General features: G+C 45.4%; 6 protein-coding genes. 5 read left to right on the top strand and 1 reads right to left on the bottom strand.

Annotated features, from left to right (window positions below; translation table 11 throughout):
- Nucleotides 1-396: 396 nt before the first annotated feature.
- On the top strand, nucleotides 397-951 hold the full coding sequence (locus BM329_RS07600; RefSeq protein WP_177216213.1) for a hypothetical protein: 555 nt from the start codon (nucleotides 397-399) through the stop codon (nucleotides 949-951).
- 108 nt (nucleotides 952-1,059) lie between these two features.
- Here the strand turns inward: BM329_RS07600 and ydgH are convergent, their stop codons facing one another.
- A complete protein-coding gene (gene ydgH / locus BM329_RS07595; protein ID WP_092551156.1) occupies nucleotides 1,060-2,016 on the bottom strand; it encodes a DUF1471 family protein YdgH in 957 nt (318 codons plus the stop codon).
- A gap of 382 nt (nucleotides 2,017-2,398) precedes the next feature.
- Here ydgH and pntA point away from each other — a divergent pair, with 382 nt between their 5' ends.
- From pntA to BM329_RS07575, 4 genes are all read left to right on the top strand, one after another.
- Nucleotides 2,399-3,931, top strand: a complete 1,533-nt coding sequence (gene pntA / locus BM329_RS07590; RefSeq protein WP_092551153.1) for a Re/Si-specific NAD(P)(+) transhydrogenase subunit alpha — start codon at nucleotides 2,399-2,401, stop codon at nucleotides 3,929-3,931.
- A 10-nt stretch (nucleotides 3,932-3,941) separates the two neighbouring features.
- Nucleotides 3,942-5,330: a Re/Si-specific NAD(P)(+) transhydrogenase subunit beta gene (pntB, locus tag BM329_RS07585; RefSeq protein WP_092551150.1), complete on the top strand. Its 1,389-nt coding sequence runs from the start codon at nucleotides 3,942-3,944 to the stop codon at nucleotides 5,328-5,330.
- Nucleotides 5,331-5,788: 458 nt separating this feature from the next.
- The gene (locus BM329_RS07580) at nucleotides 5,789-6,706 is read left to right on the top strand and encodes a tyrosine-type recombinase/integrase (protein ID WP_342741318.1); all 918 of its coding nucleotides are present in this window, start codon (nucleotides 5,789-5,791) and stop codon (nucleotides 6,704-6,706) included.
- 280 nt (nucleotides 6,707-6,986) lie between these two features.
- The gene (locus BM329_RS07575; RefSeq protein WP_092551144.1) at nucleotides 6,987-14,594 is read left to right on the top strand and encodes a TcdA/TcdB pore-forming domain-containing protein; all 7,608 of its coding nucleotides are present in this window, start codon (nucleotides 6,987-6,989) and stop codon (nucleotides 14,592-14,594) included.
- Nucleotides 14,595-14,718: the final 124 nt, after the last annotated feature.

The raw sequence follows: 14,718 nt of genomic DNA, 5'->3' as shown, positions 1-14,718 counted from the left end.
GCCAGAACACTTGCTCTGAATATCGAACACATATTGGACATTTATTGCATCCATGCTATGGATTGCAGAGAAGATTTAGTAGATTAATCTAAAAAAACAGGACGATTTTACGGAGTGAAGGGATTGTATGCAATGGTTGACTATGCAAAAAAAAATAAATTTTATGCAGAAAAGTAAGTAAATGAATTACTAATAATTTTTCTAATTTTCTAAAATACACTATCAACTTAAGAAGTATATAAGTGTTCATAAGACAAACATTTATCATTGTGCCTACTGTGGTTCTTATTCATTCCGGATATTTGCAACAGCGCCTAAAAACTGCGTGGAATTTCATGGTAAATACCTTATATGAGGTATTATGAGGTATTTATTTCAGAGAAAGGTGAAAGCATCGTGGCTATTGATTTTATTGTAGATGATTACCTGATCGTGGATTACTCCCGTAATCCACATGGGAAATGTCTCGTTTGTACAAAACGGATAGTTGAGCTTCTAATACAACGCAACATACCTTATCGCGTGATCGGCTTACTTAGGTGGTCTGGGCTTTCTGATAAAACACCAGCCAATCATTATGCTGTAGTCGTAAGTATTAATGGTCAAGCCATCATCATCGACCCTACTGCGGGGCAGTTTTCGGGATGGAAGCCATTTTATGGATCAATTGACGACTGGATTGAGGGTTTTAAGCGGTATTTATCTCCTCGACTTATAAAGGGACGCGAATTTATTACTATTAGTGAAGCTGAAGCTACCCTAGGTTCCTTGATTATAGGAAGTCCAGTAGATTTCAATGGGATCGTTTTACAGAACACTGAGTGGCATGACAGAATTATCAAAAATCCGGTTCTTTTTGCTACTCAGGAACAAAAACAAATTCAAGCATCAGCTTTTGTTCCGCTATGTGACCTAAAAAGCAGAACTCGATGGAATTGCTTTAAAAAATAGTTGAAAGTATTACAGACAAAGCTCATGAAATAGAAAAGTGACTGAGCGAAAAAGGCACAAATGTAACATTTGTGCCTTTTTTCATAAATGGGAGTAATCGTGTTCTGATTATTTGAATAAATCAGCACTGATAGTAACGTTACCACCATTAGACTGCCATTCTCTGGTGATGTGATAGTATTTTGCACCTTTTTCTGCTGCCCGTTTTGCAACCTGATAAGAAACTTCCGGTGCAGTTGTGTAGTAGCCAGAAAAAGAGATGGAATCAAATGGAACCATCTGGGCGGCGGAAGCTTTGTTCAGTTCTTGAATTTTTGCACCATTAGGTAAGGTTACAGTGTAACGCCCACCTTCTTTTGATGTCTGGGTTTCAAAAAAGCGACCCACGACATTACTTGTTGAAGTTGAAGAAGCAACGCCGGGAATTTCTACTTTCTTAGCTTCTTCACCACCTTGTGCCAGAACTTGGCGCCCGGTATCAGAGTCGGCTGGGATCACAGCATTATTGGATTGAACCTTGCGCTTTGGTGTATCTTCTTTATAGATATATGCTGTAACTATCTGGTTTCCGCCATTATTTGGTGCAATATCCCGAACGATAAAGAAAGAAGCTGCATTTTTCTTTTTAGCCTCTTTAGCAATAGCTTCTTTCAGGTCAGGGTCAGTAGGAAAATAACCATTCACGGTGACAGTATCGAAAGGTTCTAAAGTAATTGCTTCATTTTTAGGAAGTTCCTTGATACCACGGTAGATGCGATAATTAGGTGTTTTATCTGCTTTTTCCGCATCTTTATGATACAAGTCGGCTACAACACGCAAATTTCCCCGTCCATTAAGATCGTCGAGGCTTTGGATGTAAAAACTTTCAGCGCCTTTTTTATCCGCCTGACGTGAAACTGCATCAGCAGCTTCATAAATTGCATTAAAACGACCGGTGACTGCGATTCGCTCGAAGGGTTTGAGCTCTGCGGCTTGTTCTGGAGTTAATTCTTTAGCCGCATGTGCAGCAGTAATCGAGGTTAATGAGAACACCACGGTAGTGATGATCGTTGTCTTCAGCTTCATAAAAAATCCTTTCGCCTTGCGCATTAAAATATTTATAACGGGCTGAACTGTTATGTATCACATAGAGCGCAATTATTACATGTAATAATGCTAATTGTCGCAAGAATTTGCTCCACCCAAATAAACGATCGTTATTTTTTGGTATATGTTTCTAAGAATTATAATAAATATAGATAGTTATACGAGATGAAGTATTGTTTATATTGAAACGTCTTTTTATTTTTCTGACTTCAACCATAATAAACTGTTGACATTAATTTCATTGAGTTACAATTTTATTGGTAGATTTTGCTGATAGCAGTAATAAAATCAATCTAATCGTTAAATAGGCTTCAACAGGTAATAATCGGCAATATATTTCATTCTCAGAGAAGGAAACATTATGCATATTGGTGTACCAAAAGAACGGCTCTCCAATGAATCTCGTGTTGCTGCCACACCATTAACCGTGGAGCAGTTATGTAAATTGGGGTTTAGCGTCATAGTTGAGTCAGGGGCAGGGCAACTTGCCAGTTTTGATGATGTTGCCTATCAAAAAGCAGGAGCAGAGATTGCAGAACACCATCAAGTCTGGCAATCAGATATCATTTTTACAGTGAATGCCCCCGAAGATGATGAAATAGCCTTGATGAAGGAGGGTGCTACGCTAGTTAGCTTTATTTGGCCGGCACAAAATCCGGAATTAATGGCGAAACTATCAGGACGTAAGGTAACAGTTCTGGCTATGGACTCGGTGCCACGAATTTCCCGGGCACAATCTTTAGATGCTCTTAGTTCAATGGCGAATATTGCTGGTTATCGAGCCATTGTCGAAGCGGCCCATGAGTTTGGTCGTTTTTTCACAGGGCAAATTACAGCAGCAGGTAAGGTACCACCAGCTAAAGTTATGATCATCGGAGCAGGTGTCGCGGGATTGGCTGCCATTGGTGCTGCTGGTAGCCTTGGCGCAATTGTCCGTGCTTTTGATACACGTCCCGAAGTTAAGGAACAAGTTCAAAGCATGGGGGCTGAATTTTTGGAATTGAATTTCAAAGAAGAGACTAGTAGCGGCGATGGTTACGCAAAAGTCATGTCAGAAGCTTTTATCAAAGCAGAAATGGAATTATTCGCTGCGCAGGCAAAAGAGGTTGATATCATCGTCACTACGGCGTTGATACCCGGGAAACCAGCACCACTGCTCATTACCAAAGAAATGGTTGATTCTATGAAGCCAGGTAGTGTGATTGTCGATCTGGCTGCCCAAAACGGCGGTAACTGTGCATATACCCAAGCCAATAAACTTTTCGTGACACCAAATGGTGTAAAAATTATCGGATATACTGACTTACCCAGCCGCCTGCCAACTCAATCATCTCAGCTCTACGGAACGAATCTGGTCAATTTACTGAAATTACTGTGTAAAGAGAAAAACGGGAAAATCACCATCGATTTTGATGATGTCGTTGTGCGTGGAGTTACTGTTATTAAAGAAGGAGAAATCACATGGCCGGCTCCCCCGATCCAGGTTTCCGCCCAACCAGCCTCCAAACCTTCGCCGCTGAAAAAAGAGGATAAACCAGCAGAAAATCCGAAATCTTCGTGGCTGAAATATGGAATTGCCAGTGTGGCAATTATTCTATATGGCTGGTTAGCTCATGTTGCCCCGAAGGAATTTTTATCTCATTTTACTGTGTTCGCATTGTCTTGCATCGTAGGGTATTACGTTGTCTGGAACGTGAGCCATTCACTGCATACACCATTAATGTCTGTCACCAATGCTATCTCAGGGATTATTGTCGTTGGGGCTGTAATGCAAATTGGTGAGGGAGGATGGGTAAGTTTCTTCTCATTCATTGCCATATTGATTGCCAGCATTAATGTTTTTGGTGGCTTTACTGTCACTCAACGTATGCTGAAAATGTTTCGTAAAGGGTAAGGAGTAACTTATGTCGAACGGAGTAGTTACAGCGGCATATATTATTGCCGCCATTTTATTCATTTTCAGCCTTGCAGGGCTTTCTCGCCATGAAAGTTCAAAACGGGGTAACATTTTTGGCATTGTTGGTATGGCAATCGCGTTGATTGCTACTATTCTGGGGCCTGACTCCGGCAAAGTTGGCTGGATTATTTTGGCCATGATCATTGGTGCTGTTATTGGTATTCGCCTAGCCAAAAAAGTCGAAATGACTCAAATGCCGGAATTGGTCGCCATTCTGCATAGTTTTGTTGGTTTGGCTGCGGTTTTAGTGGGATTCAATAGCTTTATCACCCATGATATCTTCGCCACCCCTGTTATGGAAAATATCCATCTGACAGAAGTTTTCCTTGGCGTATTCATTGGTGCTGTGACGTTTACTGGCTCAGTTGTGGCATTTGGTAAATTGCGCGGAAATATCTCTTCTAAGCCATTGATGTTACCACACAGGCATAAACTCAATTTAGCGGCGCTGATCGTATCTTTGATACTTATGTTCACTTTTATCAGAACAGAAAGTATTGGTTTGCAAGTATTCACACTGTTGATTATGACCATCATTGCACTCACTTTTGGTTGGCATCTTGTTGCCTCTATCGGTGGTGCAGATATGCCTGTAGTTATTTCCATGCTGAATTCATATTCAGGTTGGGCAGCGGCGGCGGCAGGATTCATGCTAAGCAATGATTTGCTGATTGTCACTGGTGCCTTAGTCGGTTCTTCGGGTGCCATCCTTTCTTATATTATGTGTAAGGCGATGAACCGTTCCTTTATCAGTGTTATCGCTGGCGGTTTCGGTTCTGATGGAATTTCGGCAGATATTGAACAAGATATGGGAGATTATCGTGAGACAACAGCGGAAGATGTTGCTGAACTACTGAGAAACTCTACATCAGTGATTATTACTCCGGGCTATGGTATGGCGGTCGCTCAGGCGCAATATCCGGTTCATGATATTACAGCAAAACTGCGTGAGAAGGGCGTGAATGTCCGTTTTGGTATTCATCCCGTCGCAGGGCGTTTACCAGGCCATATGAATGTTCTGCTTGCTGAAGCCAAAGTTCCATATGACATTGTTTTGGAAATGGATGAGATTAATGAAGACTTTACTGAAACAGATGTTGTTTTAGTCATTGGGGCCAATGACACGGTAAACCCGGCTGCTCAGGAAGATCCTTCAAGCCCTATTGCTGGAATGCCAGTATTGGAAGTTTGGAAAGCCCAAAACGTTATTGTATTTAAACGCTCCATGAATACCGGATATGCCGGAGTGCAAAACCCATTATTCTTCAAAGAAAATACACAAATGTTGTTTGGTGATGCAAAAGCGAGCGTCGAAGCTATCCTTCGATCTTTATAATCTAAAATCGTCTTAATATCCAAAGAGCTTCATATCATAATATGAAGCTCTTTTTATCATCATAAGAATGTAAAGTGAAATAGCCATTATGTTTACTCGCTATTGTGCAATATTTTTCATTATATATAACTTATTGTATTAATTTAATATTTTATTCATTGTTCATTCTACTTATTAAAATATACATTTGAAAAAGTAAGATTTATGAAATAAAATGGCATGAGTAATCACCCCCATTTTTCACAGAGCATAACCCTTAAAAAGACTTTAAAATTGAGTCAAAAATAGGCAATAAGGAATGGGCTTATCTATGGGCTACGTTTTTGGCAAACTGTAGACATTGAAGTCAGGAGGCAGCTTTGACCCGCCATAATCAAAATGAAGATAACTACGAAAATAATGATGATAAAAAATCACTGATTATATTGAGAGGTTCCCGACAAGAACCGGACATGATGATGTCTCTATCCGTTCCGGGAACACAGTTATATGATAACCCTGCAATTGCGTATCTTGTCAGTCTTGGATCAAAACGCAGTCGTCAGACTATGAAATCATTTCTGAATATTGTGGCAAAAATGCTTGGATATCAAAACGTTCAGGACTGTACTTGGGGAGCGCTTCGACGTCACCATATTCAAGCTATCATGGAAATGCTTTCAGATTCAGGTAAAGCACCGGCAACAATTAATACTTACCTTTCTGCTTTGAAAGGTGTTGCATTGGAGGCATGGACTATGAAGCAACTCGACACCGATAGCTTTCAGCACATAAAACAGGTTCGGTCTGTCAGGGGAAATCGCTTACCAAAAGGCAGGGCACTTGAACGTTATGAAATAAAAACTTTATTTTTTACCTGTGAAAATGATCTCAGCACAAAAGGACTGCGTGATGCTGCAATTATTGGTGTGCTTGTTGGATGTGGGCTTCGTCGTTCAGAAATTATTTCGCTTGATATGAAACACATAATTCGTCGAGAACAAGCATTAAGAGTTATGGGGAAAGGTAATAAAGAACGTCTGTCTTATATGCCGGAAGGAACATGGGAACGCTTAAATCGTTGGGTAGATGAAGTTCGTGGCGATCATCCAGGCCCACTTTTTACCCGAATTCGCCGCCATGATGATGTTACAGATAATCGTTTATCAGACCAGGCTATCTATCACATCCTTGAAATACGCAGAATAGAAAGTGGATTGGAGAAATTTGCTCCCCATGATCTACGCAGAACATTTGCATCAGTTATGCTGGATAACGGTGAAGATATCATCACCGTCAAAGATGCGATGGGACACTCAAGTATTTCTACAACCCAAAAGTACGATCGACGTGGAGATGAGCGATTAAAAAATGCAGCCAGAAATCTGGATTTTTAATCTATTTATAGCCATACCGTCATATCGAAACTGGCAAAGGTCGTTACAAAGCCCTCTACGTCATATCTAGATAATAAAATAAACGAAAATAATTCAATAACAAACATCATTGTTATAAATAAACCAATTGATTTATAGCTGTAATTATTTGCTTAAAACGCAATTGCAACTAATTATCATTTTTATAATAATTATCAGCATAGTTAGGTATTTTTAGATATTCTGACTAATTCTCGAAGCGCGAAGAGCTTCGCTCAAAAACAGATAAAGGATTACTGTAATGGTTTATATGTCCACAAAATTCAAAAACCTGCTCAATAGCTTGATCGATCAACAGATCAAGGAAGGGGGTCGTCAGACTGAATGGTTCAACATGAATGCCAGCGAGCGTGACGACTACATCAGTCAGGTAGGCGAGCGGCTGCAGGAAATGCAGCAAAGTACTTTGAGTGTGCTTGCCGCCCAGTACTTTCAGATGCAAGACTCTCCCTCTTCGGTAAGCGACCATCTGCAAACTTTAAAGCAACGACGACAGCAGATGAACACCATACCCAACACCTCGGCGACCACTGCCCATAAGCAGCAACTAGACCGCGACATTGAGTTGTATAGCCGTCAGCAGACGGCCATCACGAGCTATAACAATGTCTGGAAAAAGGCTCTGCTCAAACTCAATAACGGCAGCGATAAACCCTTAACGGTGGCAGGCCTGATGGTCAATGCACCAATCAAGCAAGACCATATGAATAAGCAAATCAGCCATCTGGAACGAAAGTTCACTATTCGGGTGGCTGAGTCCACGTTCACCGAAGGATACGTGAGGCTGTTCTCCAGACTGCAAGCCGCCAAAAATGTCAAGACCCTTTACGACAAATTTCTCAATGCACCGCCTGAGAAGCAGAAAACCACAGCCCTCGATGCCCTCGTCAAGATCCCCCAAGCCTCCGATGATCTGCCGGTGAACATTTCATTACTGATGATGGAGGAGCGCCCTAGCTACATCCGCATGAATGTTGCGCTGGTCAATGCCAGCACCGATGGTCGTTTCAAGGACTTCTTCTTGGAGAACGGCAGGTTGGTAGTACCAACTGACGGGGTACTCAACTTTTCTTTCGGTACCGCAGCCCGCTCCTTGGCCTGGCAACAACAATACCGGCTGAAGAACGAGCCACCTTCCTTCCGCTCGCCGACCTATGCACCGATTCGCTCTGTGCTGGTCAAAACCAAGTTCGTCGAGCAGTATTTCGCCAACCACCTGGTGTCGGAACACTCCTTGCGAGAAGGCTTCAAGGCGCAGTTGCTAAATAACGGTCACAAATTGTTGTTGATCAACGTTGATCGCAAAGTTCCGAACCAGATTGGGATCCAGGTCTCCGGCCAGGTGCCGAATACCACCATCACCCGCGAAGTGCCACTGGCTAGCGCCTTGAGCGAGCTGATCAATCAAAACGCGGATATCACCAGCTTCCAGACTATAGGCTTCGAAGTATTTCACCGGAACAATTACCATCCGGATCGTGACGGGTCGTTTGTCAATATCCATGAGCTTGAGCGCTCGGTCGGTTTTGCCGAGCGCCAGTATCTGTTGGAAATGCCCTACGGCGATGGCTACCCGTCCGCGACACCTTTTGTGGTGATGACCGTCGAGGGTAACAAGGTCAGCAGCAGTCACTTGAGCAAGGCGCAGACCGAAGCACTATACAAACACAACTCCGCATTCTTTGAGAAACTGGAACAACTGCGTAACGGTGATATCAAGGAAAGTCGCCTGTTTGAAAGCAGCAGCGAACGTACGAAGTTCGAGCAGCAGTTGATGCGTTTGCTTGAACGCAACCACATCACCCCGGCAGGGGTGTTAATGCCAAAGTATCCCCGTGACAGCATCTACGATATCAAGGGCAACAACCTGAACAAGGTACTGTGGGAACGGGCCTTCGCTGAGTCAGTCTGGCAGAACCGCAATAACGATTCACTGTTGTTCAGTCTGGCGGCGAACTTAGTAAAAAATCATGATGTGGACAAGATCCTGCCAGGTGGCTACGTGCAGAGTGATATTGCCCAAGCCAAACTGCTACTGGCACCGCTGTACGAACAATGGCGTGAGCAGGCTATCGACACGGAAAACCAACGGGTCGTCAGTGCCAATGAGGCGAAGCATCCAAACAATCCGAGAGTACATGTCTTTGATCAGGTGGCAGTTGAGCGATTACTGGACAGAAAACTGTTCACCTTGTTATTGCGTGGCCCGGAGGGCCTAGAGATTAGCGATGTGCAATTGCACCAGACAGCCGAGGCACTTCTGTCGGGCAATGATGGCCTGAGCCTGCGCAAGCAGACGTTGTTCCATGCCCTGCGTCCGCTAGCCGATAGTTTTTCCAAGGCAGCGGTGCCGGTCAACCCCCATGATGAGCTTAAGCCGATATCGGAAAGCGGTGACAACAAGGTCATAATTAATAACCGGCTGAATCAGACCGATCCGTATCTTATCCTCAATACCCACCCGGAGCTGACATATGCCGATGGCCCGTACCGGATCAAGGAAGATAAATACCGCAGCTACAACCAGTTCCGTCCCGACTCTGAAAATAAAGCCACACACTACATGAGTGACCTAGACACCCCATTCGTAGGCGGGATTTCCGGGACCACCCAAACCGTCAGTAACGTCTTGCCGGAATTGTTCGGTTACCCGTTGAGCGTCAAGGAATACTGGCAGTTCCAGATGGCCAATGCGGCCTTCATGATCCGTAACGGCTATCACTCATTCTTCGAGACCTTCTATATCGCCGCACGCTACGAACCGAAGGGAGCGGGCAGTATCGGCAAGGTCATGCTACAGATGTTCGACCAGTACCGCGATAAAGGCAGAAAGGAGGCGTTACAGGGTGAACTGTATGCTGGAGTGATGGAGCGAGTCTTGCCTATCATCAATCAGGGCTTGCCAGAGGCTGAAAAGTTCCATTCACCGCGTTTTACCCGCTTTGGTCCAATGCCCACGCTGCTGGGCGTTGCTCCGTTCGATGAAAAACCTGTCAGTGACTGGGAAAAGCCTGTCGTTAAGGCTTACCATGAGGGTGGAACGTCCCGCTTTGATGGTCAGCTGATTATTCAGCTTGAAAACGACCCGGTAGTCATGGAGGCAGCGGCAAAATTGGCAGGAAAACACCCTGATTCGGTACTGGTACAGCTGGATGTCCGCGGTCAATACCAGATGGTTCATGGTGACCTGACTATCCTGAAGGATAAAGAAAAAATCCGCTGGCAGCTGGTTGGTCATAGCCGCGATGGGGAGGATAAGCTTAATCACCAGACGCTGGCCAAACGCACTCCGCAAGACCTTGCGTCACAACTCAGCCAGTTCTGCACAGATTCCGGTATTAAAACTTCCCCTGGACATATCAGTATGGTGAGCTGTTCACTGGCTGGTGAAGGCCAGCAGGAAAGCTATGCGCTAAAGTTTGCTCAGTCACTTAACCAGCGTATTCGTCCGCTTTCAGTTAAAGCTTATACCACTCAAATTATGGTCAGCCCTGAAGGCCGGAAACAACTTACGGAAAACGGTAATAAAGTCACACTTGTTTTTAATCCGGAGCAGGGTGTATGGGAAAAAACAGTAGCGCCAAGTAAATCAGTCCCGGCAGGGGGGATAGTTAACCCGCCACTGGGAGATAAAACGGCTCTGGTTCCAGACAATGAGCAGATTGACATCCGGCTGCTGGCGATGCTTAACCGCACAGAGGATTTTCAGCAAGCCATGGCGCAGCTGTACAGCAAAAAAACATTGTCCGCAGAAGAATGGCTACCAGTACTGGGCAGCCTCAGGGAGGATAAGTCCCAATTGGGAAGTTATTCTTTACAGTTTATTAATACGGCACAGTCTGAGCTTCCTCCCCAGACACTCATGACGGATGACCGACGTATTATTGATTTTATTCATTCTTATGATAAAGATCTCGATACTATCAGCAAAACCCACGAGTATACTGAAGGAAAGCTCACCCTGCGCACAGGTATCCCCGAAGTGGAAGCTGTACACGGGCTGAATTCCGCCTTTATCGTTCAGACTCTGATCCCCTGGTTTGCCGATAAAAGCCGCACCACTGTAGCCAGTGATAAGGCATCCAATATGATGCCCTCTACGTTAAAGACAGCACTGCGGGTGCACACTTATGTTAATCTGGCGCAGATGGCTCATGGTGGTCTGGAAGACATCGCTAAACTCGCCAGTTTGTACAGGGCAGTGGCCAGTGAAGGCCGGGGAGTGACCAGCAGCCTGTTTTCATCACTGTCGCATGTCAGCACGGGTGTCGGGGTGGGATTAAATATCGCCAGTGTGGTACTGGACAGCCTGGAACTGGCGCATGCACAGAATGAATCCCAGAAGGCTGTTTATGGTACTCAGCTGGCGTTTGACAGTGCTGGCCTGGTGACAACTGGCGTGGGTATTGGTGCCGGGATCCTCGGTGCCCCTATTGTTGCGGGTTTTGCCTCCTCACTAGCGGTGCCACTGGCAGGTTTAGGGATTGGTTTTACAGCCCTGGCCGAGGCGTTCGGCAGGGTAGCCGATGATGCAAAGGCGGTAGGCAATTATTTTGCCGATCTGGACGCCGCTTATCAACAGGGGGGATATCGGCAGACGGAAAAAACGGCAGCAGATGGCAAGCATTATACGGTGATGGAACCGATCCCCGGCGCAGTGATCAGTAAACTCGATTTGCGCCACGGTCACCTGACTTTTGACAGCCAATATCTCTATCGCAACGACCCGACTTACTCAGTAGGCTCAGGCCGGAGTAATTACTTTTTCTGGTGGCCCGGCAGAGCGGCTGATACTGATAAAAATCATGCAATTAATATCCGCGAAGGCATCGGTTACAAACAGGCACAGGTCAACTTCAATTTCCATCCCAGAAGCAGTGACATATTGATCCCGCCAGTTACTATGAAGTCCTACATTAATTACGAATATATGATCCTGCCCTTCGTCACTGGCCGTCACGACCGGGGGTTTGACGTTCTGCGACGACTGGAAAAAGACGGACGATTCGACTTTGATTTTTATGCTTTTCCCGGAGAACGTGTGGTACGCCGTATAATGCCGGACTTTGTTAAGACGCCAGTTGACATCATTCTGGACGATGAAGACCGGGATATTGTCATCCAGCAGTTGCCGGAGAAGGTTCATGGGATCTTATCCTACCGATTAACGGGCGGGAAGGGCAAATACCGTATCAGCTTGCAGGAGGGTGTCTCTCTGTCCTTACAGGGAAATACTGATACCCACTGGATACTGGATGCCCATCATATCCGTTCTCATATTACCCCCAGTCTCAGCAAAAAAGATGACAGACAACTACTGCATATCGGCAGTATAGAAATAACTCTGTCTGAAGCGTCGGATAATATTTCCCTGATAAATAATGCAGGGGTATTTTCTGTCGAGCAGGACAAAGATAATCAGTGGCAGATAACAGAGAACGTAACAAATGCTAAGTCGTATCACAACTTGCAGGAGTTGCATGAACATCTCAGTCAGTTAAGCAATTTTGAGCATCACAACAGACCGTACTTAGTGGTGGAAAACTATCAGCCGCCGAAAAGCCGTCTTGTCGGCCGTGCATTCTATGAGATCGGTCGGGATCGTATGATTTACACCAACGTTCCTGACGCAGCAGATTTTCTCAGCTATGCAGAGCTGGCGAAAGTTGAAGGTGATGAGGCGTGGTTTTACCGTGATGCCACGCTATGGCAAGTGGACATTGCCACTGGCGAAGTTCTTCGGCAATATCTGCCGATAAAATTATCGGGGAATGAGCAGGAAAAAATCAGCAGCCACGTGATGCAAAGCAATGACCAGCTCTGGTTCGTGGTGGAACAGCAGTTGGATGAAGGTCGTATCTCGTATACTTATCAGGTAGCAGAGAAAACACTAAAATTGGTGGCAGTTGACGGGAATACAGCTATGCTGGCGGGTTTGGAGAAAGTCAGTGAAAAAATCTCTCTGCCTGTCTCCCTCGATTCCAGTGACGGTGATTTTAATGGCCTGCTGGCACCACTGGCGGCGAATCAGTGGTTTATCGGCGATCTCTGCGCACCGGAACGTCAAGTTAAAGGCAGCCCAGCGGAGGTCATCGGCCTTTCTGGGCAAGTAGCGGGTGTGGATAGACATTACTGGTTACAGACTGATGGAAAACAGCTGCAGAATGTGGTCAGAATGAACCGGATAAATCCGGATCAGGAGGATGCCGGTATTCTGGCTGGGCTGAACGATAAAAAACGGAACAATCCGGATCAGGAGAATGACGGCATTCTGGTTGGGCTGAACGATAAAAAACGGAACATTCTGGCCTTAACGGCGGATTTCACCCTCGTTTTCACCACGACCGGTGATAAACCGGGTTATTATTTTTACAGTCATCAGAGGCATAGTCTTTATTTTCAGCAGGATAATGGACTGTCCGGCACTCCGGCCAGCAAGGTGGCGGTTGATGATATCAGATCCGTATCCATCGTGAATAAGCAGTTAGTTGCACTCTCCAGCTGGGGGATGTTATGGCTGGCAGATGATCAGGGCAGTGTCCGTCTGATCGGGGTGACGACAGACTGGCTGCAATTGCAACAAAAGAAGCTGCAACAACATGGCCAGAAGACACTGACTGACGTACTGAAGCAGATGACGCAGGATACTCCAGATCGATTCAGTACCCTGCTACTGTTGGGGTTGCAGGATAAAGACGGAAAACCCTTCAGTGCCTGGTATGACAGTACGAAAAATAAGGTGGTGCAGGGCAGAGTTGGTCTCAATACAGAACACACTCTGGACTACCTTGGTTTAACGGGGGATGGCAGTCAGGCATGGATTTTTGACACCGATAACCATCAGTTATATCGTCAGCCACTGTCGACGGAGACTAACTTTAAATTGAGTGAAAGGCGAGTGCTCTCTGAAGAACCTGCTGCGGAACCCTGGCCCCGGGACGGCCATCAATACCACAGTGCGGTTCGTCAGGGCAATACACTCCGGCTGGAAACCCCTGACGGTGCGGTCTTACTGCTGTCAGCTGATGCCAAGATGACAGACCGTCCGATGCTGATTGCCTGGCATTTGCAGGGGCGCACGGACAATCAAATTACCTCAGCCATTGTGGCACTCAGGAATGAAGCTGCATTACCGCAAGCCGTTAGACTATTTTCTGAGCGTAGTTATCCTGCGTGGTATCTGCCGAAGGAAGGGAAAACGCTTCGTTCCAGCGAACTTAATCCGGATCATGTTCTGCATTACTTGGGTCAGGTTGCCGGGCAGGAAGCCAGTTATGTCCATGATCAGACTACCGGAGAATTGTGGCAAGTCAGCGAAAGAAAGTCTACCCCAGTGGGGAATTACCGTTTTGTTAACCGAACATCGGAGAGTCTGGTGTTGCAGGTAGGTCAGGTTCCTTATGGTGAAAAAATCAGTCTGCCACAACTGGCAGGTATCGATCGGCTGGCTATCACCGGACGTTCAGACAAATTGTGTTACAGGCTTTCCACCTCCGAGACATTGGCTCACTATCGGCATATCACGATAGATGATCGGGGTCAGGGTTCAGCCGTCCGGTTTTCTGATACCAGATTAGCCAACCTGTCACTCTGGCGCAGTGGCGAAAATCTAGAGCTGCTTCATCAGGCATTAGAAGACACCAGTATATGCATTGTCAATCTTGAACAGGCGGCTAAGCGCTATATAAGGCTTGAAAGCATCGGAGCTCAGACGCTGAAGAAGATAATTTTACTGGCAAAAATAGTTAAATGGATGGAATTAAGCCCCAATGTCAGCCGTTTCATATTAGTATCAAAGGAGGGTGAGGGTGAGCTCAATATAAAGCCAGATGAACGTACAAAGAACTAGAGTAATTTAATTTTCATCATGCAATAAACTGGCGTTGGTGAAAAAGGCTCCAGGGCACAGTGTTAAGCAACTGGTCGATTTAATTGGCCAGTTGCACAAATTGTTTTTTGGGCAATCTATTTAT

This window comes from Xenorhabdus koppenhoeferi, assembly GCF_900116635.1.
In the GTDB taxonomy this organism is placed as follows: Bacteria; Pseudomonadota; Gammaproteobacteria; order Enterobacterales; family Enterobacteriaceae; genus Xenorhabdus; species Xenorhabdus koppenhoeferi.
The sequence above is the reverse complement of the archived record's forward strand: the minus strand, read 5'-3'. Positions and strand labels throughout refer to the sequence as shown.